Origin of the sequence: Burkholderia sp. Bp9012 (assembly GCF_003853825.1) — a bacterium.
Taxonomy (GTDB): Bacteria; Pseudomonadota; Gammaproteobacteria; order Burkholderiales; family Burkholderiaceae; genus Burkholderia; species Burkholderia diffusa.
In genome coordinates, this window is sequence record NZ_QTQA01000025.1 from 89,847 (window position 1) to 111,072 (window position 21,226).

General features: G+C 67.6%; 22 protein-coding genes. 2 read left to right on the plus strand and 20 right to left on the minus strand.

Annotated elements, in window-relative coordinates:
* Positions 1 to 226: 226 nt before the first annotated feature.
* The 17 genes from DIE11_RS37120 to flhD form a co-directional block, all read right to left on the minus strand.
* Positions 227 to 925: a DUF805 domain-containing protein gene (locus DIE11_RS37120; RefSeq protein ID WP_260437191.1), complete on the minus strand. Its 699-nt coding sequence runs from the start codon at positions 923 to 925 to the stop codon at positions 227 to 229.
* A 44-nt stretch (positions 926 to 969) separates the two neighbouring features.
* A complete protein-coding gene (locus tag DIE11_RS28580) occupies positions 970 to 1,467 on the minus strand; it encodes a VOC family protein (protein WP_124628638.1) in 498 nt (165 codons plus the stop codon).
* 164 nt (positions 1,468 to 1,631) lie between these two features.
* Complete coding sequence (locus DIE11_RS28585) at positions 1,632 to 2,882, minus strand: DUF3443 domain-containing protein (RefSeq protein WP_124628640.1); 1,251 nt, start codon at positions 2,880 to 2,882, stop codon at positions 1,632 to 1,634.
* Positions 2,883 to 2,898: 16 nt separating this feature from the next.
* The gene (locus tag DIE11_RS28590) at positions 2,899 to 3,402 is read right to left on the minus strand and encodes a DUF2844 domain-containing protein (protein WP_124628642.1); all 504 of its coding nucleotides are present in this window, start codon (positions 3,400 to 3,402) and stop codon (positions 2,899 to 2,901) included.
* Positions 3,403 to 3,678: 276 nt separating this feature from the next.
* Entirely contained in the window at positions 3,679 to 4,410 is a 732-nt protein-coding gene (cheZ, locus tag DIE11_RS28595; protein WP_059601920.1) for a protein phosphatase CheZ, read from the minus strand.
* A 1-nt stretch (position 4,411) separates the two neighbouring features.
* Positions 4,412 to 4,807 (minus strand): chemotaxis response regulator CheY, encoded by a 396-nt coding sequence (gene cheY, locus DIE11_RS28600; protein ID WP_006754880.1) that lies wholly within the window; start codon positions 4,805 to 4,807, stop codon positions 4,412 to 4,414.
* A 67-nt stretch (positions 4,808 to 4,874) separates the two neighbouring features.
* Positions 4,875 to 5,966, minus strand: coding sequence for a chemotaxis response regulator protein-glutamate methylesterase (locus DIE11_RS28605; RefSeq protein ID WP_059601922.1), 1,092 nt, complete (start codon positions 5,964 to 5,966; stop codon positions 4,875 to 4,877).
* Positions 5,963 to 6,709 carry a chemoreceptor glutamine deamidase CheD gene (gene cheD, locus DIE11_RS28610; RefSeq protein ID WP_059601924.1) on the minus strand — a complete coding sequence of 249 codons (747 nt, stop codon included), beginning with the start codon at positions 6,707 to 6,709 and terminating at the stop codon, positions 5,963 to 5,965. Before cheD ends, DIE11_RS28605 begins: the two co-directional genes overlap by 4 nt.
* The gene (locus tag DIE11_RS28615; protein ID WP_124628644.1) at positions 6,706 to 7,692 is read right to left on the minus strand and encodes a CheR family methyltransferase; all 987 of its coding nucleotides are present in this window, start codon (positions 7,690 to 7,692) and stop codon (positions 6,706 to 6,708) included. The genes cheD and DIE11_RS28615 overlap by 4 nt, the downstream gene beginning before the upstream one ends.
* Before the next feature lie 3 nt (positions 7,693 to 7,695).
* Positions 7,696 to 9,648 (minus strand): methyl-accepting chemotaxis protein, encoded by a 1,953-nt coding sequence (locus DIE11_RS28620; protein ID WP_124628646.1) that lies wholly within the window; start codon positions 9,646 to 9,648, stop codon positions 7,696 to 7,698.
* Positions 9,649 to 9,685: 37 nt separating this feature from the next.
* On the minus strand, positions 9,686 to 10,201 hold the full coding sequence (gene cheW / locus DIE11_RS28625; RefSeq protein WP_059601930.1) for a chemotaxis protein CheW: 516 nt from the start codon (positions 10,199 to 10,201) through the stop codon (positions 9,686 to 9,688).
* 48 nt (positions 10,202 to 10,249) lie between these two features.
* The gene (gene cheA / locus DIE11_RS28630) at positions 10,250 to 12,487 is read right to left on the minus strand and encodes a chemotaxis protein CheA (protein ID WP_124628648.1); all 2,238 of its coding nucleotides are present in this window, start codon (positions 12,485 to 12,487) and stop codon (positions 10,250 to 10,252) included.
* A gap of 33 nt (positions 12,488 to 12,520) precedes the next feature.
* Complete coding sequence (locus DIE11_RS28635) at positions 12,521 to 12,898, minus strand: response regulator (protein ID WP_124628650.1); 378 nt, start codon at positions 12,896 to 12,898, stop codon at positions 12,521 to 12,523.
* 24 nt (positions 12,899 to 12,922) lie between these two features.
* Entirely contained in the window at positions 12,923 to 13,942 is a 1,020-nt protein-coding gene (gene motB, locus DIE11_RS28640; RefSeq protein WP_124628652.1) for a flagellar motor protein MotB, read from the minus strand.
* A 13-nt stretch (positions 13,943 to 13,955) separates the two neighbouring features.
* Positions 13,956 to 14,816 (minus strand): flagellar motor stator protein MotA, encoded by an 861-nt coding sequence (gene motA, locus DIE11_RS28645; RefSeq protein ID WP_059601938.1) that lies wholly within the window; start codon positions 14,814 to 14,816, stop codon positions 13,956 to 13,958.
* A gap of 191 nt (positions 14,817 to 15,007) precedes the next feature.
* Positions 15,008 to 15,562, minus strand: a complete 555-nt coding sequence (gene flhC, locus DIE11_RS28650) for a flagellar transcriptional regulator FlhC (protein WP_059601940.1) — start codon at positions 15,560 to 15,562, stop codon at positions 15,008 to 15,010.
* A gap of 94 nt (positions 15,563 to 15,656) precedes the next feature.
* On the minus strand, positions 15,657 to 15,977 hold the full coding sequence (flhD, locus tag DIE11_RS28655) for a flagellar transcriptional regulator FlhD (RefSeq protein WP_059601943.1): 321 nt from the start codon (positions 15,975 to 15,977) through the stop codon (positions 15,657 to 15,659).
* A 666-nt stretch (positions 15,978 to 16,643) separates the two neighbouring features.
* Here flhD and DIE11_RS28665 point away from each other — a divergent pair.
* Positions 16,644 to 17,708: a glycosyltransferase family 4 protein gene (locus DIE11_RS28665; protein ID WP_124628654.1), complete on the plus strand. Its 1,065-nt coding sequence runs from the start codon at positions 16,644 to 16,646 to the stop codon at positions 17,706 to 17,708.
* A 110-nt stretch (positions 17,709 to 17,818) separates the two neighbouring features.
* On the opposite strand, the gene DIE11_RS28670 is transcribed toward DIE11_RS28665, so the two are convergent.
* Positions 17,819 to 18,115, minus strand: coding sequence for an H-NS histone family protein (locus DIE11_RS28670; RefSeq protein ID WP_124628670.1), 297 nt, complete (start codon positions 18,113 to 18,115; stop codon positions 17,819 to 17,821).
* 298 nt (positions 18,116 to 18,413) lie between these two features.
* On the opposite strand from DIE11_RS28670, the gene aqpZ reads away from it, so the two are divergent.
* A complete protein-coding gene (gene aqpZ / locus DIE11_RS28675; protein ID WP_124628656.1) occupies positions 18,414 to 19,154 on the plus strand; it encodes an aquaporin Z in 741 nt (246 codons plus the stop codon).
* A 105-nt stretch (positions 19,155 to 19,259) separates the two neighbouring features.
* Here aqpZ and DIE11_RS28680 read toward each other — a convergent pair whose 3' ends face one another.
* Both DIE11_RS28680 and DIE11_RS28685 read right to left on the minus strand, forming a co-directional pair.
* Positions 19,260 to 20,093, minus strand: a complete 834-nt coding sequence (locus tag DIE11_RS28680; protein WP_124628658.1) for a Cof-type HAD-IIB family hydrolase — start codon at positions 20,091 to 20,093, stop codon at positions 19,260 to 19,262.
* Positions 20,094 to 20,240: 147 nt separating this feature from the next.
* Positions 20,241 to 21,122 (minus strand): BadF/BadG/BcrA/BcrD ATPase family protein, encoded by an 882-nt coding sequence (locus DIE11_RS28685; RefSeq protein ID WP_124628660.1) that lies wholly within the window; start codon positions 21,120 to 21,122, stop codon positions 20,241 to 20,243.
* Positions 21,123 to 21,226: the final 104 nt, after the last annotated feature.

Sequence of the window (21,226 nt, forward strand, 5' to 3'; positions counted from 1 at the left end):
CGAGCAAAGCCGGGAAAGGGGGGTATTTCGGAGAATCGGGCGAGCCAGTGCGGCGGGCGGTCGCGGGCAGCCGCGGGGGGGCCGGGAGGCGGTGGAAACCGCGTTCGCGGGCGGGCGCGTGACGCGGATGACGGGGTAAAGCGGGGAATCGGGAGATCGAGGCGGCCGTGGAGCGATCGTCGGCCCGCCCCGACGCGACGGCGTCGCGCGTCGAGGCGGGCGGCGCTCAGATCACCGGAATCGGATCCGAGCCGAAACGGTTCGGGCCGTTGGTGCCGCGCGAGCACATCCACACGAGCAGCAGGATCCCGCCGACGATCGGAATGAGCGCGATCAGCAGGAACCAGCCGGAGCGACCCGTATCGTGCAGGCGGCGGACGGTAACCGCGAGGCTCGGCAGCACCAGCGCGAGCGACACGACGGCCGCGACGATCATCAACAGCAGCGAAAGCGCGCTCGCGTCGCGCCCCGACATGGTGATCACCTGGCAGATGATCGACACGACGCTGGTCAGCAACGCGAAATACCAGTATTCGGCACGGCGCGCGCGGCCCTCGAATTTCGCATATTGATTGAATGCGGAACGAACAGCCTCGGTGAAATTCATTTTATTGCCCTCATGTTTTATATCGACGACCCCGGAAACATCGCGGGCATTATAAGTTTGAATTTCCGAGCCTTGCATCTCTTTTCGCGTGCCGACCGGCTCGCACGCGGGCTCTGGCATAACTGGCGCGGCTTCAGCGGCGGCATGCCGTATCGCCCGCGGGCATGTCACGTCATTTTTATAATCGCGACGTCCGGACGGAAACAACAGCCAGATAATCCATGGATTGATTACACCAGCATGAAACGCACCGCGATCGATAATCGAATCGATCGTTCGGCGCGCATTTACCGGCCGGCCGGGAATATCGCCGGGCATCGCGTGCGCACGTCGAAAACGGCGCGTGCTGGCCGGCGTTCGCGCTAGCCTGCCGCCGCCTGCTCCAGCACGTGGAGATCGAGCTTCTTCATCTTCATCACCTGCGCCATCACGCGCTCGGCACGTGCCGGATCGCCCGCCATCAGTTCGGGCATCTGCACGGGCACCACTTGCCACGACACGCCGAAGCGGTCGCGCAGCCAGCCGCACTGCTGCGCGCGCTCGTCGCCGCCTTCGGCCAGCGCCGTCCAGTACCGGTCGATCTCCTGCTGGTCGCGGCAGTTGACGACGAACGACACGGCCGGCGTGAGCGGAAACGCCGGGCCGCCGTTCAGCGCGAGAAACGCCTGCCCGTCCAGTTCGAACGACACCGTCATCACCGCGCCCTCCGCCTGGCCCGACGCCTGCGCACCCGACTTGCCGTAGCGGGCGACGTGCAGGATGCGCGCGTCGTCGAATACCGACACGTAGAAGTTCGCGGCCGCCTCGGCGTCGTGGTCGAACCACAGAAACGGCGTGATGCGTTGAATACGCTGGCTCATGGCGCTGTCTCCTCGATGTCGTGCCGGCACCGGTGCCGGTTTTATATCGTAGGCGCTGTGCGGGCACGGCGCGGCGGCCCGAAGCGTAGTGCGTCGCCGCCGGCGAAGGCAAAAAAAAAGGGGGCGATCGCTCGCCCCCTTTTGCTGCCGCCGTTCGTGCGCGGTCAGAACGCGACGTAAGGCTGCGCGCCGCCGGTGCCGGTCCGGTCCATCCCGAAGTAGATCGTCTTGCCGTAGAAGTGCGGCATGCCGAGATCGAGCCACCCGGCTGGGCCGAACGGGCCGGCGATGTCGTTGAACGCGAACGTCGACGAATTCGCGAACAGCGCATCGGCGTTCGCGACGGGCATCGACACGCCGCCCGATGTCCCGTTCTTGCCGGTCAGCGTCGCCGTGTAGGTGGTCGTCGACGACGGGCAATAGAACTGCGTATTGGTCGAGCAGGCCTTCTGCGACGAATCGTTGAAGAAGTACGCGTTCGAACCGGTATCGAAGAACGCGGTCACGCTGCCGCCGAGGAACGTCGCATCGACGTCGCCCGTCGTCGTCGACGTCAACACCGTCGACGCCCCGAGCCCGTTGTTGCTCTGCGTATTGATCCCGAACGTCAGCAGGCCCGTCGCGCTGCCCTGCCCGCTGCTCGAGATGGTCGGCATCTGCACGATCACGCCGTTGTTGTCGGTCGCGAAGCGATGGACCGGGTTGGCCACCTGCTGCGCAACCGGCACCAGCGCCACCGTGCAGCTCGAATTGCCGTTCGGGCACGCGTAGTAGTTGTTGGACGTCGCCGACGTCGACGTCGCGCAGCTCGTGCCGCAGTCGACCGGCGCCGGCCCGATGCCGAGGATGCCGTTTGCACCGAGATCGCTGGCCGTGTTGGCCGACGTTCGGGCACCGTTGTTCGAGCATGAACTCGGCACGTTGCTGGTGCCGAGATCGCCGATGATCTGCACCGGCAGGGAGCCCGCCTGCTCGGTGCCGATCGACAGGTCGACGGTGCGCACCGAGCCCCATGTGAAGCTCGACACGAACTTGCCGCACTCGGCCACAGGTGCGCCGCCGCTCGTCGTCTGCGGCAGGTTGTTCAACACACCCGACGACAGCGCGCTGCTGACCAGCCGCAGCCCGTACGATGCCGTATCGACGAGCACGTTGTTGACCACCTGGCAGTTCGTCGTGCCCGGCACGCAGATCTTCACGTTGACGGTCGGAATGTTGATCACATGCGCGACGCCGGTGCCGACGGTGATCACGGCCGTGTTCGCCGTATTGCCGTCCGACACGTTGGAGCCGCCGCCATTGCCGCTCCCGCCGTTGTTGTCACCGCCGCCGCCGCAGGCGGTCACGAGCATGGCCGTCACGGCCGCGACGCTCAGCAGGCCGAGCCAGCGCTTGAAGGTACGAGGAATTCGCAAGATCACTCTCCCGCTGTCACTGGATGTCGGTGCCGGACAGGCCGGCCGGCAGCGCCGCCGGCAGCCACGCCTGGCCTGCGAAGGCGCCCATGTGGCCGCCCGTGCGGATCACGAGGCCGCTCGTATCGACGGACACGGGCGCGCGCCAGCCGCGCGCCGCATGCGCGACCTGGACGCCGGCGGTGTACTGCGGGAAATAGCTGCCGAGCAGCGACTCGAGATCCGGCATGCTCGGCCCGCGCCAGGCGAGGCCGAACACGGTGCCGGCCGCGGTCGTGTATTCGTGGATGACGGTGCCCGATCCGAGCGTGATCTCGCGGACGGTGTAGGCGGCCGCGTTCGCCTGCGCGCCGTCGGCGGAGCGCATCGCGCGCTGCAGCGCGCGCACCGTGGCGGCGTGATCGTCCGCCGGAGGCGACATCGGCGCGCCGCCCAGTTCGGCCTGTGCGTGGACGGCCCACAGCACACCCATTGCGGCCGTCGCGTGCGCGGCGGCCCAGCCCAAGCGTTTCAGCTTCACGTTCCCCCCCAAGGGACTGGCTTCGTTGCCGGCGCGCCGCCATCGGATCCGGCGCCGCCAGTCAACAAATGAAAGTCTTAAGAATGACGCTTCGTTGCTGCTGACGCGTAGTATGCCTGCGGAGTGTGTCGTAGTGTCAAATCAACGCGGCATGACGCAACGCAACATGACGTGCGGCACGACCCGCACGTGTGGGCTCGTGTGACCAGCATTGCGAAAGCCACGCGCACCGGGCCGCTCCGCGATCGGGCACGGCGCCGATGCGATGGGGCAGGTTCAGAAGCCGAGGCTCGCAAGCAGATCGTCGACCTGCGCCTGATCCTGCACGACGTCGGACTTGCCTTCCGGCGCGATCTGCGGCCCGTTCAGCAGCGACTCGGGGCTGCCGGTCGCGCTGATCTGCTCGGCCGCGAGCGCGGCCGCGGTCGCCGCGAACTGCTCGCGCCGCTCGGGTGCGATGTTCTCGACGAGCACGGTGAGCAGCTGCTGCTCGATCAGGTAGACCATGTCCATGATCTTCTTGATCACCTGCCCGGTCAGGTCCTGGAAATCCTGCGCGAGCATGATCTCGAGCAACTGCGCGCTGGTCGCCGACGCCGCCTCCGGCAGCGCGCGCAGGAACGTGCGCGTGTCGTCCATCAGCTCGCGCACTTCCGCGTGCTCGATCGGTGCCGCATACCACTGCGCCCAGCGCGCATCGAGCGCCTCGGCCTCGTTCTGGATGCGCTCCTGCATCGGCTTGGCGACCTCGATCGCGTTCAGCACGCGCTCGGCCGCCTGCTCGGTCATCGTCGCGACGTAGCGCAGCCGGTCGCGCGCATCGGGCACGGCTTCCGCCGCGCGCTCGACATGCTTGTCGAGCCCGAGCTCGCGCATCGAATCGCGCAGCGTGCGCGTGACGTGGCCGATGCGCGCGAGGATCCGGTCGCTCGCGTAATCGGCGCCTTCGGCGTGGCCGTCGGCGTTGATTGCCGCGCCGGCAAGCGCCGCATGGATCGGCTCGTTCACGTCAGCTCCCGGCCTTGGCCATCTTGTCGATGATCTTGTTCAGCTTCTCGTCGAGCGTCGCGGCCGTGAACGGCTTCACGACGTAGCCGCTCGCGCCCGCCTGCGCGGCCGCGATGATGTTCTCCTTCTTCGACTCCGCCGTGACCATCAGCACCGGCAGGTGCGTGAGCGTCGCGTCCGCGCGGATTTCCTTCAGCATCGCGAGGCCGTCGAGGTTCGGCATGTTCCAGTCGGAGATCACGAAGTCGAAGCCGCCGCCGCGCAGCCGCGCGAGGCCGGCAGCGCCGTCCTCGGCTTCGTCGACGTTCGTGTAGCCCAGTTCCTTGAGCAGGTTGCGGACGATCCTGCGCATCGTCGGGAAATCGTCCACCACCAGGATTTTCATGCTCTTGTCCATCGTCGTTCCTTTGCAGATTCGTTACCGTCGGGGCCCGCCGCATCGCAGCTGCCCCGTGACATTTCATTCAGACGCGCTGTACGCGGTCGCCCATCGTCGCCAGCCGCGCCATCACGCGCCGGCTCATCTCGGAAAGCGGCGCGACCTCGTCCGCGCCGCCGAGCGCGATCGCCTCGCGCGGCATCCCGAACACGATGCAGCTCGCCTCGTCCTGCGCGAACGTGTGGGCGCCCGCGCGCTTCATGTCCAGCAGGCCGGCCGCGCCGTCGCGGCCCATCCCCGTGAGGATCACGCCGATCGCGTTCTTGCCCGCGTGCTGCGCCGCCGAGCGGAACAGCACGTCGACCGACGGGCGGTGCCGGTTCACCGGCGGCTCGTCGGACAGCTGCGCGATGTAGTTCGCGCCGCTGCGCGCGAGCAGCAGGTGCGCGTGGCCCGGCGCGATGTACGCATGGCCCGGCAGCACGCGCTCGCCGTGTTCGGCTTCCTTCACCGCGATCCGGCACAGGCCGTTCAGCCGCTGCGCGAAGGACTTCGTGAAGCCGGGCGGCATGTGCTGCGCGATCAGCACCGCCGGCGCATCCGGCGGCAGCGGCGTCAGCACCTCGCGGATCGCCTCGGTGCCGCCCGTGGACGCGCCGATGATGATCAGCTTCTCGGTACTGACGAGCGGGTTGTTGACCATCGGCGCGGCCGGCTGGCCGCTCGCCGCGCGCGCGGCGGCCTGCGGCTGCGGCGCCTGGCGCACGCGCGCGCGCGATGCCGCGCGGATCTTGTCGGCGAGCTTTTCCGCGTAGTCGAGCATGCCGTCGCGAATCCCGACGCGCGGCTTCGTGACGAAATCCACCGCGCCGAGTTCGAGCGCGCGCAGCGTGATCTCGGAGCCGCGCTCGGTCAGCGACGACACCATCACGACCGGCATCGGCCGCAGGCGCATCAGCTTCTCGAGGAAGTCGAGCCCGTCCATGCGCGGCATTTCGACGTCCAGCGTCAGGACGTCCGGGTTGTGCTGCTTGATGAGCTCGCGCGCGACGAGCGGATCGGGCGCGGTCGCGCACACTTCCATGTCGGGCTGGCTGTTGATGATCTCCGTCATCAGGCTGCGGATCAGCGCCGAGTCGTCGACGCACAACACTTTGATCTTCTGCACTGCGGTCATGCCTCCTGCTTTCTCGAAAGGTTGGCCGCATACGGGCTGCCGGCCTTCGTGTTCGTCGTCTGCGCGCCCGTGCCGCCGCGTGCTCCGAACAGCTCGATGCGCGGGCGTGCCGGCGGCGGCGCGGCCGGCCGCTTCGCCGCGAACAGCTCGACGTGCGCGCGCTGCCGGTCGGCGCGCACGCGGTCGGCCTCGCGCGCCAGCGCGGCTTCGCGCTCGGTCACGCCCGGCACCTGCAGCCGCAGCTTCTTCACCATCGCGCGGCCGGTGCGCGGCATGAACGCGACCTTGCGCGGGTGCACGCCCTGCAAGTCCTCGGCGGTGATGCGGATGCGTTCGAGCGCCAGATAGCGGCGCACGAAATCGGCGTTGCGGTCGCCGATGTTGATGGTCGTCATGCCGGCCAGCACGGCCGCGCCGCCGAACACCTTCGCCTCGAAGCGCTCGCGGCGCCCGCCGGCCTTGATCAGTTCGTTGATCAGCACTTCCATCGCGTACGCGCCGTAGCGCATCGACTCCGACGCGGCCGCGCCGGCATCGGCGCCGTCGTCGGGCAGCATGAAGTGATTCATCCCGCCGATGCCCGCCAACGGGTCGTGCAGGCATGCGGCGACGCACGAGCCGAGCACGGTCATCAGCACCATGTCCTCGGACGTCGTGTAGAACTCGTTCGGAAGCAGCTTCACGCCCGGGCGTTCGAAGTGGTTGTCGAAGTAGCGATTGGTCGCGATCGGCAGGGCGCTCATCCGCGTTCTCCGTAAGCGGGCGCGGCGACCGCGGCACGCACATGGGCGCGCGGCGGCACCGCCGCGGCCGGCGCGGCGCCGCGCGGGCGCAGGCCCGGCGCGGCATCGCGCGTCAGTTCGTACACCGTCTGCCCGCGCAGCCGGAAGGCCTGCGAGACGTACGTGAAATTCTCCGAATGCCCGGCGAACAGCAGGCCGCCCGGCTTCACGAGCGGCTCGAAGCGCGACAGCACCTGCCCCTGCGTCGGCTTGTCGAAATAGATCATCACGTTGCGGCAGAAGATCGCGTCGAACGGCTTCGCGATCCCGTAGTCGGCATCGGTCAGGTTCAACTGCTCGAAGCGGATCATCGCGCGCAGTTCCGGGCGCACCTTCACGCGGCCGGCCTGCGCGCCCGTGCCTTTCAGGAAGAAGCGCTTGAGCCGCTCCGGGCTCAGGTGCTTGACCTGGTCGTACGTATAGATGCCGGCCTCGGCTTTCGCGAGCACCTGCGTGTCGAGATCGGTCGCGAGGATCGATGCGCCGCGCGCGGCCGATTCGCCGAGCGCCTCGATCAGCGTGATCGCGATCGAATAAGGCTCCTCGCCGGTCGACGCCGCCGAGCACCACACCGACACGGGCGCCGCGCGACCCTTCACGAAGTCGGCCAGGATCGGGAAATGGTGCGACTCGCGGAAGAACGCGGTCAGGTTCGTCGTCAGCGCGTTGGTGAACGCTTCCCACTCGAGCGGATCGTTCTCCTGCTCCAGCAGGTCGAGGTAGTCGCGGAACGTGTCGAGGCCGCGTGCGCGCAGCCGGCGTGCGAGCCGGCTGTACGCCATGTCGCGCTTGTGCTCGGACAGCGAAATGCCCGCGCGTTGATGGATCAGCGCGCGGATGCGTGCGAAATCCGCGCCGGTGAACGCGAAGTCGCGCCCCGGCTCGCCCGCGCGGGGCGAGGCATCCGGTGCATCGGGTCGAAACGGTGCGCGCGCGGACGGCATGGCTTAGAAAGTCTCCCAGTCGTCGTCGGACGTGCCGGCTGCCGCCATCGCCGGCTTCTCGCCGTTCAGCGCGGGGCGCACCAGCGCGGGCTTCTCGGCAGGCTTCTGCGCCGGTGCGGCGGCCGCCTTCGCGAGACGCGGGCCATAACCGCCCGCGGCCGGCGCTTCCTTCGATGCGCGTGCGGCAGCGGCGTCCGGCGCACGCTTCGTTTCGTGGCTCGCGGCCGGTGCCGCGGCATGCGGCGCCGGTGCGGCGCGACGGGCCGGCTGCACGGCAGCCTGCGGTGCCGGCAGTGCGGCCGGCGAGGCTTCGTGACGGTGCGCCGACGGCAACGCCGGCGCCGGCGCCGGTGCGCGCGCGGCCGGGCCTGCAGCATTGCGCGCCGGCGCGAGCGCGATGCCGCCCGCGACGCGCCACGCCGACACGATCGCCTTCATCTGGCGCGTCTGCTCCTCGAGCGATGCGGCCGCGGCCGCTGCCTGCTCGACGAGCGCCGCGTTCTGCTGGGTGACCGAATCCATCTGGCCGACCGCGCGGTTGACCTGCTCGATGCCGGTCGACTGCTCTTCCGACGCGGCGCTGATCTCGCCCATGATGTCGGTCACGCGGCGCACGGCCTGCACGATCTCGTCCATCGTCGAGCCGGCCCGCGCGACGAGCGCCGACCCGCTGTCGACCTTCTCGGCCGAGTCGCCGATCAGCTGCTTGATTTCCTTCGCGGCGCTCGCGCTGCGCTGCGCCAGCGAGCGCACTTCGCCCGCGACCACCGCGAAGCCGCGGCCCTGCTCGCCCGCGCGCGCGGCTTCGACCGCCGCGTTCAGCGCGAGGATGTTGGTCTGGAACGCGATGCCTTCGATCGTGCCGATGATGTCGACGACCTTGCCCGAGCTCGCCGCGATGTCCTGCATCGTCGACACGACCTGGCCGACCACCTCGCCGCCCTGCGTCGCGATGTCGGACGCGTTCACCGCGAGCTGGCTCGCCTGCCGTGCGTTCTCCGCGTTCTGCCGCACGGTGCCGGTCAGCTGCTCCATGCTCGATGCGGTTTCCTGCAGCGACGCGGCCTGCTCCTCGGTGCGCTGCGACAGGTCGGTGTTGCCGGTCGAGATTTCGCGCGCGCCGACGTCGATCGACTCGGTGCCGCGATGCACGGCCTGCACCATCGTCGTCACGGCGTCCTGCATCCGCTTGATGCCGCCGAACAGGCGGCCGATCTCGTTCGTGCTGAACACGTTCACCGGCTGCGTGAGGTCGCCGCCTGCGATGCGCTCGAAGTGCGCGATCGCGTCCTCGAGCGGCTTCACGATCAGCCCGCGCAGCGCGAAGCGGATCGCGATCACGACGACGAACGCGATCGCGATGCCGGCCGCGATCAGGCCGACCATCAGCGAGATCTGCGACTGCGTCGCGGCCTGGCGTTCTTCCGCGCGCTTCTGCAGCGATGCGATCACGGCCGCCGCCGTCTGGTCGAACGCGACGAACATCGGGCTGATCTTCGCGTCGGCAATCGCGTGATACGCCGCCATGTCGCCCGCGCGCGCCGCGGCAAATTCGGGCTCGACGCCTTCCTTCACGATCGTCGTGTAGCGGGCGGTGAGCTCGTCGACGAGCGCCTGCTCGACACCGAGCTTCGGCGTCGACTGGAACGCCTGCCAGTTCTGGTTCGACTTCGCGTACAGCTCCTGCGCGCGGTCGAGCACCTTCGCCGCCTCGGCCGCATTGCCGGCTTCGGTCAGCGTACGGAAGCGATCGAGCGCAATGCGCGAGCGCAGCAGGTGCGCGGCCGTGTCGTCCAGCGTGTGGATCGCCGGCAGGTCGACGTGCGCGATCTCGTCGAGCGAACGGCTCGCGTGATCGAGCGCGTAAAGGCCGAGCCCGCCAACCGCGGCGGCCAGGCACACGAGGATGAGTCCGACCGCCGTCAGCGTCGTGCGGATCGACCAGTTATGCAACATTGCAGATTCTCCCGAAATTCCTGCGCGCGCGGCGCGCTTACCCGCCGAGCGTCTCGATCAGCGCCATTTCACGGCTCGACATCAGCTTCTCGATGTCCATCAGGATCAGCATCCGGCCGTCGACCGTGCCGAGGCCCGTCAGGTACTCGGTCGTCAGCGTCGCGCCGAATTCCGGCGCCGGCATGATCTGGTCGGTCTGCAGCGTCAGCACGTCCGACACGCCGTCGACCACCATCCCGACCACGCGGTTCGACACGTTCAGGATGATCACGACGGTCTGGTGGTCGTACTCCACGCGGCCGAGATGGAACTTGATCCGCATGTCGACGATCGGCACGATGATCCCGCGCAGGTTGATCACGCCCTTGATGAATTCGGGCGCGTTCGCGATGCGCGTGACGCTGTCGTAGCCGCGGATTTCCTGCACCTTCAGGATGTCGATCCCGTATTCCTCGTCGCCGAGCGTGAAGACGAGGAACTCCTGGCCCGTCGCATCGCCCTGCTCCGCGTCGCGGCGGCTGGTCGCCGCGTTCGCCGCGGCCGTATTGATCATTTGGACTTCAGCAGACACGTTTGCCCCCAATCAGTTGAATGGCGAGAGTCAGAAGATTGCGAGCTCGGCGCCGGCTCGGGCGCCGTGCGTCGCACGGGTTTCACGGTTCAGCGCCGCGACGTCGACGATCAACGCGACGCTGCCGTCGCCGAGGATGGTCGCCGCCGAGATGCCGTGCACCTTGCGGTAGTTCGTTTCGAGGTTTTTCACGACCACCTGCTGCTGGCCGACCAGCTCGTCGATCAGCATCGCGAAGCGGCGCCCCTCGGTTTCCATGATCGTGACGATCCCCTGGGTCGGATCGGTACGCGCGTCCTCGACCGAGAACACCTCGTGAAGCGCGACGAGCGGCAGGTATTCGCCGCGCACGCGCACCACGCGCTCGCCGTTGCCGACGGTGTAGATGTCGTCGTTCGACGGCTGCAGCGACTCCATCACGAAGTTCAGCGGCAGGATGAAGATCTCCGTGCCGACCTTCACCGACATCCCGTCGAGGATCGCAAGCGTGAGCGGCAGCACGATCCGCGTGGTCGTGCCGCGGCCGGCCTGCGACGAGATCTCGACGTGGCCGCCCATCGACTGGATGTTGCGCTTCACGACGTCCATCCCGACGCCGCGGCCCGACACGTCTGTCACCGTCTCGGCGGTCGAAAAGCCCGGCGCGAAGATCAGTTGCCAGACTTCGTCGTCGCTGATGTTGTCGGATACCTGCATCCCCTGCTTCGCGGCCTTCGCGAGAATCCGCTCGCGGTTCAGGCCGCCGCCGTCGTCGCTGACCTCGATCACGATGTTGCCGCCGTGATGCGCGGCCGACAGCACGAGCTGGCCGACCGCATCCTTGCCCGCGGCGACGCGTTTGTCGACGGTCTCGATCCCGTGGTCGAGGCTGTTGCGCACGAGGTGCGTGAGCGGGTCGATGATCCGCTCGATCAGGCTCTTGTCGAGCTCGGTCGCCTGGCCGAACGTGACGAGCTCGACCTGCTTGCCGAGCTTGCCGGCCAGGTCGCGCACGAGGCGCGGGAAGCGGCTGAACACGTAGTCCATCGGCATCATGCGGATCGACATCACCGCTTCCTGCAGGTCGCGCGCGTTGCGTTCCAGTTGCGCCATCCCGTTGAACAGGCGGTCGTGCAGCGCCGGATCGAACGCGCTCGCCGTTTCCGCGAGCATCGCCTGCGTGATCACGAGTTCGCCGACCAGGTTGATCAGCTGGTCGACCTTCTCGACGCCGACGCGGATCGAGCTGCCTTCGGCGGCCGATGCGGCGGCGGCCGGGCGCGGACGCTTGTCGTCGTGGTGCGCGGCAGCGTGGGCAGCCGGCGCGGCGGGTTCGGCCTGCGGTTGCGGCGCGGGTTGCGGCGCCGGTTGCGCGGCGGCGCTCGGCTGCGCCGGCGCTTGCGGTGCGACGGCGGCCGGTGCGGCACCGGCGGCTTGCGCGAATACCTCGACGCGTGCGGCCGGCTCCGGCGCCGCGGCCGGTTCGGGCGCGGCCGGCGCGACGGCAGGCGCCGGTGCGGCCGGCGCGGTGCCGCGCGCGATGCGGATCTGGCTGTCGTCGATCACGAAACAGCACACGGCGACGATGTCGTCGGACGGCACGTCCGATTCGAGCCACAGCGTCAGGTCCGCGCCCGCTTCCTCGCGGCCGACGATCCGGCCGAGATTGCCGAGCTCCTCGGTGAGCAGTGCCTGGTCCTTCGCGTCGACGCCGACGAGCGTGATCTTCAGGTGCGGGCCGCCCGCGACGGCGTCGTCCGCCGGATGCGCGGCCGCGACGGCCTGTTCGACCACGTGATCGGGCACGCGGTCGTCGGTGGAAGGCGCCGGCGCCGGTGCGGCCGCTTCGGCCGCTTCGGCCGCTGCGGCCGGCACGACGGCCGAGGCCACATCCGCACCGCTCTCGGCCTTCAGGCGCTCGAGCTTCGCGCAGATCGTCGCGGCAGCCGCCGCGTCCGGTTCCGCGCTCGCGCGATAGTCGACCAGCTGGTCGGACAGCACGTCCTTGGTCTCGAGGAACGCATCGACCATTTCCTTGGTCAGCGTCAGCTCATGGTTGCGCGCGCGGTCGAGCAGCGACTCGAGGATGTGGGTCGTCTCGGTCAGCGCGGAAAAGCCGAAGGTCGCCGCGCCGCCCTTGATCGAATGCGCGGCGCGGAAGATCGCGGCCAGGTCCTCGGGGTCGGGCGAGCCGACGTCGAGGTTCAGCAGCAGCTGCTCCATCTGCGCGAGCAACTCGTCCGCTTCGTCGAAAAAGGTCTGGTAGAACTGCGTGATGTCGAGAGTCATGCCCGGTCACCGGTTGGATTCGTCGCGTTCATGTCAGGAGGCGGTCTGTTCGGACAGCGTCGCGACCAGGTCGATCAGCACGGCCGGGTCGATCGGCTTCTCGATCCAGCCGGTCGCGCCCGCGTCGCGCGCGGCGTCCTTGAAGGCATCGCTGCCTTCGGTGGTCAGCACGAGGATCGGCGTGTCCGCGTATGCCGTCAGCTTGCGCAGCGAGGCGATCACCTCGAGCCCGCTCTTGCGCGGCATGTTCTGGTCGGTCAGCACCAGGTCGTACGGCACGGTGGCCGCCATGTCGAAGCCGGCTTCGCCGTCCGGCGCCACCGTCACGTCGTAGCCGGCCTGCGCCAGCGTCGCCTGCAGCAGCGCACGCATGGTCGCCGAGTCGTCGATGGCGAGAATGGTTCGGATCATGTCTGTCTCGAAATCTGGGAAACGTCAGGGTTTCGGTGCCACGGCGACGGCGCTCGCCAGCGCCGGTCGCGCGGCCTGCGCCGGGCCGCCGAGCTGCTGGGCCAGCAGCTTCGAGCCCGCCGCGTCGGCCGACAGCGTCGTGGTCGTCGCGTCGTCGCGCATCAGCGCGTCTTCGGATTTGCGGTTCAGCACGATCACGCTGATCCGGCGGTTTTCCGGATCGAGCGGATCGGCCTTGTTCAGGTTCTGCGTCGACGCGAGGCCGAGCACGCGCAGCACCTTCGCCTCGTCCATGCCGCCCGCGATCAGTTCGCGGCGCGACGCGTTCGCGCGGTCGGCCGACAGCTCCCAGTTGCTGTAGCCGCCCTCGCCGCCCGCGTACGGCACCGCGTCGGTGTGGCCCTGGACGATGATCCGGTTCGGCACGTCGTTCAGCGTCTTGCCGATCTCGCGCAGGATGTCGCGCATGTACGGCTCGACGTGATCGCTCGACATCGCGAACATCGGCCGCTTCTGCGAATCGACGATCTCGATGCGCAGCCCCATCAGCGTCGAATCGATGCGGATCTGCTGCCGGAACTGGCGCAGCGTCGGGTTCGCCTCGATCGCCGCCATCAACTTGATCTGCAGGTCGTGCAGGCGCGTCTGCTCGAGCCGGTCCTGCGCGCCCTGCGCCTGCGAGCGCGTCTTGTCGTCGCCGGCCTTCGCGACGCGGTCGGCGAGCGACGTCGTGCCGTCGGTGCGGCGCAGCGTGCCGGCGTCGAGGCTCGACAGGTCGCGGCCGCCGCCGTTGATGATGCTCGAGTCCTGCGAGCTGCGATCGCCGCTGCCGAACAGCGCGGCCTTCAGCGGTGTGTTGAAATACTCGGCGATCCCCTTCAGCTGCACCGGCGTGACCGAGCTCAGCAGCCACATCAGCAGGAAGAACGCCATCATCGCGGTCATGAAGTCCGCATAGGCGAGTTTCCATGCGCCGCCGTGGTGGCCCTTCTTCTGCGGAGCCACCCGTTTCACGACGATCGCGCGATCCTTGCTCTTGCTCATCGAACGCTCCGCGTCACTTCGCCTTCACGCGGCGCACGTGCTCTTCGAGCTCGGTAAACGACGGCCGCTCGGTCGAGTACAGCACCTTGCGGCCGAACTCGACCGCGATCGCCGGCGCATAGCCGTTCAGGCTCGCGAGAATCGTCACCTTGATGCACTGGAACATCTTGGTCGACTCGGCCACGCGCTGCTCCGCGAGGCTCGCGAGCGGCCCGATCAGCCCGTACGACAGCAGGATCCCGAGGAACGTGCCGACCAGCGCCTGCGCGATCATCGCGCCGAGCACCGCGGGCGGCTTGTCGGCGGATGCCATCGTATGCACGACGCCCATCACCGCCGCGACGATCCCGAACGCCGGCATCGCGTCGCCGACGCGCATCAGCGCGTGCGCCGGGCCCTCGCCTTCCGCGTGGTGCGTCTCGATCTCCTCGTCCATCAGGCTCTCGATCTCGAACGCGTTCATGTTGCCGCCCACCATCAGGCGCAGGTAGTCGGTCAGGAATTCGACGATGTGGCGATCGGCGAGGATCTTCGGGTATTGCGTGAAGATCGGGCTCTTGTCCGGATCGTCGATGTCGGCCTCGAGCGTCAGCGTGCCTTCCTTGCGCGCCTTCGCGAGCAGCACGTACAGGAGCGCCATCAACTCCATATAGACGTCCTTGGTGTACTTCGAGCCCTTGAAGAGCGTCGGCAGCACACGCAGCGTCCCCTTGATGGTCTTCATGCCGTTGCCGAGGATGAACGCGCCGACGCCCGCGCCCGCGATCATCAGGATCTCGACCGGCTGGATCAATGCGCCCAGATGCCCGCCTGCCAGCGCGTAACCGCCGAAGACGGACAACAGCGTCACGAGTGTTCCCACGATAATCAGCACTGCCTGTCCCTCACGAATGACCGGCGGGGAGACCGCCGTTAATCAGGTTTACGGCAGTCGGCAGGAAAACTTTCGCGGCCGCGCCGCGGCGGCGCGGCGGTGTTTACCAGCAAGCCCCGCGCGGTTCGCGCGGCGAGCGGCAGCCGTGAGGCGTCCGCTCGCGCCCCGCCCGGCCTTGCCCGGCCCGGCGCTCAGGCCGCGGCGGCGGACAGCTCGGCGCGCGCGGCGGCGGCCTTGCGGGTCTTGCCCGCGCGCGACGGCGGCTGGCACAGGCCGCACACGAAACCTTGATGCGGATCATGCGCATGCGCGACGAAGTGGCCGCCGCAGCGCGTGCACGGGGTCATCTGCAGCATCCCCGAGTCGAAGAAGCGCACCAGCGTCCACGCGCGCGTGAGGCTCAGCGCGGCCTCGTCGCCGGACAGCTTCACGTGCTCCTGATAGAGCCGGTACGCCTTCACGATCGACTGGATCGGCTCGCAGCGACCGTGGTCCTGCATGAACCGGTAGATGTTGTAGAACAGCGACGAGTGGATGTTCGGCTGCCACGTCATGAACCAGTCGGTCGAGAACGGCAGCATCCCCTTCGGCGGCGACGCGCCCTTCAGCTCCTTGTACAGCTTGATCAGGCGATCGCGCGACAGGCTCGTCTCCGCCTCCAGCAGTTGCAGCCGGGCGCCCAGTTCGATCAGTTCGATGGCGAGGGTGATTTCCTTCACCTCGATCACGACGCTTTTGCTTGCCATGGTGAATAATCGTCCGCTTGACGTTGTTCGGATGAGTGGCCAAGACGCTGCCTGCCGGCGCGGCGCGCCGGGACGAACGCAAGGCGGGGAAGGATCAGCGGACGCTTTCGACCGGCTGGCCGGCCATCAGGATGGCCGAATGCGCGTGCGTGACGACGTCGCTGCGCCCCTTGTCGGCGAGCGACGACAACAACGCGTGATCGTCGAAGCGGAAGCGGCACAACATCTGGTTCGATGCGGCGAGCTTCACGGTCTGGGCGAGCGTGAGGTTCGCGAGCACATCGGCCAGTTCCTGGGAAACTCCCATGCGGAACATGCCCATCGCTTTGTCTTCCCGCAGCAGGCGCTGCGCGAGGAGGAGGTACGACAGGTTGACCTCTTTGATCTCACTGAGCATTTCGCTGTTGGCGCTCATGATTCCCCCGTTAAGAGCTTTGCTTTGGCCGTTCATGTTATGAAAACGTTTGCTCGATCAGGCCCCGCTGGGCGCTCCGTCGGCACGTTTATATTCTTACAGGGCGAATTTTGGCCAAACGGCATTTATGCCGGTATCAGCGAAGTGGCGTATGCCGCGCAGGATTTGTCTGTAAACCGTGTAGGAATTTTTCCGACAAGGCGAATTGAAAGGGAACAAACGGCGGGGCGGGTGACGCGCGAATTCGTCGACGATGCGGTCCGACACGGGACGAATCCGGCTGAAGGCCTTCCGGCAAGGCTGCCGGAAAGTGAATCGGAAAAAATTATAGTGGTTTTTCACGATAGCGCAACAATTCTCGTTGCCATATCGCTTTGTGTTTCCGCACCCCTTTTATCGGGGTTTTCGCGTATTTCACGGTGTAACAAGCCTTAAGTGTTTGAAAAAACACTCGAACCCCTGAAGGCGATATCGATAATGGACTCCAATGGGCGGCGGCGGGAGCCGCGCCGGCCCGCCCCGCAGCTTGCCGCCCGGCCTCCCGCGCACCGCGCCCCGGACCGGGCCACGTACCGCAGAGCGCGTGCGTCGGCGAGTTCCGCAACCCTGCATCGGACCAGCATGCGCACTTGAGCGCCCCTCGCTGGTCGACACCGGAGAACGCCCATGCGTATTGCCCAGATCGCGCCCCTTTACGAAGCTGTCCCGCCGAAACTCTATGGCGGCACCGAGCGTGTCGTGTCCTACCTCACCGAGGCGCTCGTCGAGCTCGGCCACGACGTGACGCTGTTCGCAAGCGGCGACTCCGTCACGTCCGCCCGTCTCGAGGCGGCATGGCCGCGCGCACTGCGGCTCGACCCGTCGATCCGCGATTCGATGGCGCCCCATATGCGCCTGATCGAGCAGGTCGCCCGTGTCGCGCACGAATTCGACGTGCTGCACTTCCACCTCGACTACCTGCCGTTCTCGCTGATGTCGCGCCTCGATACGCCTTATGTGACGACGCTGCACGGCCGCCTCGACCTGCCGGAGCTGCAGCCGGTGTTCGACGCATTCCCGGACGCGCCGGTCGTGTCGATCTCGAACAACCAGCGCAAGCCGCTGCCGCAGGCCGCCTGGGCCGGCACCGTGTATCACGGGCTGCCCGACACGCTGCTCACGCCGCAACCGGACGTGAAGCCCGAATACCTCGCGTTCCTCGGCCGGATCTGTCCCGAAAAGCGAGTCGACACCGCGATCCGGATCGCCGCGCAGAGCGGGCTGCCGCTGAAGATCGCCGCGAAGGTGGACAAGGCCGACGCCGACTACTTCAAGGAAGTGATCGAACCGCTGCTCGGCGAGGCGCACGTCGAATTCATCGGCGAGATCAACGAGGCGCAGAAGCCCGCGTTCCTGTCGGGCGCGAAGGCGCTGCTGTTCCCGATCGACTGGCCGGAGCCGTTCGGCCTGGTGATGATCGAGGCGATGGCCTGCGGCACGCCGGTCGTCGCGTTCAACCGCGGCTCGGTGCCGGAAGTGATCGAGGACGGCGTGACCGGCTTCATCGTCGAGGACGTGCAGGGCGCCGTCGGTGCGCTGCACCGGATCGACAGCCTGTCGCGCGATGCGATCCGCGCGCGTTTCGATACGCGTTTCAGCTCGAAAGCGATGGCGCGGCGTTATGTCGAAACTTACGAATCGCTTTGCACGGCGGCAAAACGGCCGACCTTGCGCCAGGTCGCGGGCGCCTGACGCCGAAATTCGTCAGGAAATACCCGGTAAAATTCGCGCCGAAATCGGCGTGAAAATCCCGAAAACGCCAAAGAGCCGCATCGTCGATGCGGCTCTTTATTTTTGCGCGGTCATTCGATCAGGAAACGATCGCGGTTTTTCCCGACGATCCAATTCGGCGGCTTGCCGCGCCCGCTCCAGGTTGCACCCGACTTCGGATCACGGTATTTCGGGGGCAGCGGCGCCTTTTTCGGCGGACGGCCGCGCCGCGCTCGCTCCGCGAAGCCCAGATCCTCGGCCGTCAGGCCATATTCGGCAATCATTCGCTGGACGTCGGCAATCACCGCCGCCACTTCCTGGCGACGCACGTCCTCCGCCTGGGCCTGCAAGTCGGCGATTTGCGCCTTGAGTTTCGCGTATTGAGACATTTTTCGACTCCCCTTTTCCATGATGCGGCTCCGGCGAGTTCGGCCGGAACGCCAACATCCGTTACGTCATCGTACCGCCGCCCTGCTCTTCGAAATTAATGCTGTCATCTTTAACCGATTCGTCGATATCGAGAATGCGGACTTATTCTAATAAAAGCCATTCGCCAGCCATTCAGATTTAACAATCGTTGACCCTCTCGAACCCGATTCATTTCCTATAATCCAGACCAATTCCGGGCGTCGGAATAACTCATCCGGTCGTCCGTTTGTCTTCAACCCACTTGAACGAGGTCCTTACATGAATCTTTCTCAGCGTCTGGCTGCAGAGGCATTCGGCACGTTCTGGCTGGTGCTCGGCGGGTGCGGAAGCGCCGTGCTGGCCGCCGCCTTTCCGGGCCTCGGCATCGGCTTTGCCGGCGTCGCACTCGCCTTCGGCCTGACCGTGCTGACGATGGCATTCGCGATCGGCCATATTTCGGGCTGCCACCTGAATCCGGCGGTGAGCGTCGGCCTGACGGTCGCCGGCCGCTTCCCGGCGCGCGATCTCGCGCCGTACATCGTTGCGCAGGTGGTCGGTGCCACGCTGGGTGCGTTCGTGCTGTACCTGATCGCGACCGGCAAGCCGGGCTTCGACGTCGTCGGCAGCGGCTTTGCGACGAACGGCTTCGGCGAGCGCTCGCCCGGCCACTACTCGCTCGGCGCGGCGTTCATCTGCGAAGTCGTGATGACGGGCTTCTTCCTGTTCGTGATTCTCGGCGCCACCGACAAGCGCGCGCCTGCCGGCTTCGCGCCGATCGCGATCGGCCTGTGCCTGACGTTGATCCACCTGATCTCGATCCCGGTCACCAACACGTCAGTCAACCCGGCCCGCTCGACCGGCCCGGCGCTGTTCGTGGGCGGCGAGGCGATCGGCCAGCTGTGGCTGTTCTGGGTCGCGCCGATCATCGGTGCGGCAATCGCCGGGATCGTCTACCCACTCATCGCAGGGCGCGACGATGCCGTCGGCCTGCTGCCCGCATCCGCTCGCACCAACGAATAAAACACTACGGGGTCACGCGAGCAGAGCAGCGAGCCTCACGCTGTCGAACAACATAGAGGCAGGTAATTTGGACGGGCGCCGCTGGCGCCCGTTTTTCATGGCCGCTCAGGAAGCGGCGACGCCGTCGAGGGTGTCCTCGAGCGCGAACAGCATGCGCAGGTGACGGGCGACGCCCGCGTCGAAGTTGTTGCCGATTCGCGGGATGTGCGGCAGGTGCGCGATCAGGTCGGGGTTCGCGTTGTTCATCATGAACGCGTGACCGGCCGTTTCGAGCAGATCGATGTCATTCATGTTGTCGCCGAACGCAATGCAGTGGCCGGCGTCGACGCCGAGCCGCGCGAGCACCGAACGCAGCGCGCGGCCCTTCGACACGTTGGCGGTCATCACTTCGAGACAGTCGGGCAGCGAGTACGTGACGTACAGTGCATCGCCGAACCGCACGCGCATCTGCTCGGCGACCACCGCCAGATCGGCCGGCTCGCCGATGTACAGCACCTTCGCGATATCGGCGCCGTCGTGCGCGGACATGTCGATCACGTCGTACCGGAATCCCGAATCCTGGTGGAATTCGAGCAGGTGCGGCGCGTCGCGGTCGATCAGCCAGCCGCGGTCGGTAAACAGGTTGACGATCACGCGCCCGTGCGCGCCGGTCACGCCCGGCTGCACGAGGCCGCGGACGATCGCGGGATCGATGTCCTGCGCGTGGATCGCCGTGTCGTCCGGTGCATGCACGCGCGCGCCGTTCGACGTGATCAGGTACGGCCGAATGCCCAGCACGTCCCGAATGCCGGCGACGTCCGCGTAGTGGCGCCCCGTCGCGATCACGAACTGCAGGCCGTCGCGGTCGAGCCGGCGGACGGTCTCGATCGTGTACGGATCGAGCTGGTGGTCGCTGTTCAGCAGGGTGCCGTCGAGATCGGTGGCGATGACTTTGTACATGGGGACGGGTGAATGGCGAGCGGGACGCTGCGGAACCGCCATTTTAACGTCGTGCCCGGAGGGCCGCCGGGCGGTTGGGGAATGGAGCGGGTTTCGGGCCGTTCGGCCTGCTCGGCCCACTCACCGCACGCCGCCCGCTTGAACCGCTCACCCCGCTTCCGTCGCCCTCAACACCTGCAGCGCAAGCCGTAACGCACCGTGCGCGGAATCGTCGAGCGGCGCGCGCAGCCGGGCCGCGTGGCGTGCCGGCACGGCCGGCGCCAACGCGTCGGCCAGCCCGCCGCACAGCGCGACCGGCAGCGCCTGCCGAGGATCGAGCGCGTCGATCATCTTGCCGATCTCATCGCCGGCCTGCGCGATCAGCGCCGCCGCACAAGGATGGTCGCGGTGCGCGAACACGATCGGCGCGAGGCGCGCGTAGATCGTCTGGTTCGCATCGCATGACCACTGGACGAGTGCGTCGCGATCGTGCGCGCCCGTTTCCGCGAGCAGCGCGCCGGCGAACGCGTCACGCGGCACGCGGCCGTCGAGCGCCTGCTGCGCGTATGCAAGCGCGCGCATGCCGAGCCACGCGCCGCTCGCCTCGTCGCCGGACGGAAAACCGAAGCCGCCCGCGATGCGGCAGTCGCCCGCCGCGTCGAGCGCCGCCGCGATGCTGCCCGTGCCGAGCGCGACGATGAGCCCCGGCGCGCCGCCGTGCGCGCCGACGACGGTCGTATACGCGTCGCTCTCGATCGCGAGCGCGTCGAGCGGTGCCTGCGCACGGAACGCGGCGAGCCACGCGGCATTGTTGACGCCCGCGAGCCCGCAACCGAGCGCACATTGCGACCAGTCGAACGCGAGCCCCGCCTGCGTGAAGGCGTCGGCGCAGGCAGCGCCGATCGATGCCCACGCGCGCTCGATGCCGAGGCCGAGCCCCGACGGGCCGCCGCGCCCCTGCGCGAGCTCACGCCCGTGCCGGTCGGCCAGTACCACGCGGGTGCCGGTGCCGCCGCCGTCGACGCCGATCGCAAAAAGTAGTGCCGTCATGCGTAGATCCTGCTGATTCGAACAGGCGCCAAGCTTAACCGGATCGGCGCCGCGCGCCCATCTGCCGTTCGGCCAGCTATGCCGTGAATGGGCCTTCCGCTATG

What these genes read in the sequence shown, in the direction of transcription:
- DIE11_RS28620 (WP_124628646.1), bottom strand. Translation starts at nt 9,648, where the DNA reads ATGTTGCATAACTGGTCGATCCGCACGACGCTGACGGCGGTCGGACTC.
- DIE11_RS28580 (WP_124628638.1), bottom strand. Translation starts at nt 1,467, where the DNA reads ATGAGCCAGCGTATTCAACGCATCACGCCGTTTCTGTGGTTCGACCAC.
- DIE11_RS28635 (WP_124628650.1), bottom strand. Translation starts at nt 12,898, where the DNA reads ATGATCCGAACCATTCTCGCCATCGACGACTCGGCGACCATGCGTGCG.
- DIE11_RS28665 (WP_124628654.1), top strand. Translation starts at nt 16,644, where the DNA reads ATGCGTATTGCCCAGATCGCGCCCCTTTACGAAGCTGTCCCGCCGAAA.
- cheW (WP_059601930.1), bottom strand. Translation starts at nt 10,201, where the DNA reads ATGATCAATACGGCCGCGGCGAACGCGGCGACCAGCCGCCGCGACGCG.
- DIE11_RS28680 (WP_124628658.1), bottom strand. Translation starts at nt 20,093, where the DNA reads ATGTACAAAGTCATCGCCACCGATCTCGACGGCACCCTGCTGAACAGC.
- motB (WP_124628652.1), bottom strand. Translation starts at nt 13,942, where the DNA reads ATGAGCAAGAGCAAGGATCGCGCGATCGTCGTGAAACGGGTGGCTCCG.
- DIE11_RS28615 (WP_124628644.1), bottom strand. Translation starts at nt 7,692, where the DNA reads ATGCCGTCCGCGCGCGCACCGTTTCGACCCGATGCACCGGATGCCTCG.
- DIE11_RS28605 (WP_059601922.1), bottom strand. Translation starts at nt 5,966, where the DNA reads ATGACCGCAGTGCAGAAGATCAAAGTGTTGTGCGTCGACGACTCGGCG.
- cheY (WP_006754880.1), bottom strand. Translation starts at nt 4,807, where the DNA reads ATGGACAAGAGCATGAAAATCCTGGTGGTGGACGATTTCCCGACGATG.
- DIE11_RS28670 (WP_124628670.1), bottom strand. Translation starts at nt 18,115, where the DNA reads ATGTCTCAATACGCGAAACTCAAGGCGCAAATCGCCGACTTGCAGGCC.
- DIE11_RS37120 (WP_260437191.1), bottom strand. Translation starts at nt 925, where the DNA reads ATGCCCGGCGATATTCCCGGCCGGCCGGTAAATGCGCGCCGAACGATC.
- DIE11_RS28685 (WP_124628660.1), bottom strand. Translation starts at nt 21,122, where the DNA reads ATGACGGCACTACTTTTTGCGATCGGCGTCGACGGCGGCGGCACCGGC.
- flhC (WP_059601940.1), bottom strand. Translation starts at nt 15,562, where the DNA reads ATGGCAAGCAAAAGCGTCGTGATCGAGGTGAAGGAAATCACCCTCGCC.
- cheD (WP_059601924.1), bottom strand. Translation starts at nt 6,709, where the DNA reads ATGAGCGCCCTGCCGATCGCGACCAATCGCTACTTCGACAACCACTTC.
- flhD (WP_059601943.1), bottom strand. Translation starts at nt 15,977, where the DNA reads ATGAGCGCCAACAGCGAAATGCTCAGTGAGATCAAAGAGGTCAACCTG.
- aqpZ (WP_124628656.1), top strand. Translation starts at nt 18,414, where the DNA reads ATGAATCTTTCTCAGCGTCTGGCTGCAGAGGCATTCGGCACGTTCTGG.
- cheA (WP_124628648.1), bottom strand. Translation starts at nt 12,487, where the DNA reads ATGACTCTCGACATCACGCAGTTCTACCAGACCTTTTTCGACGAAGCG.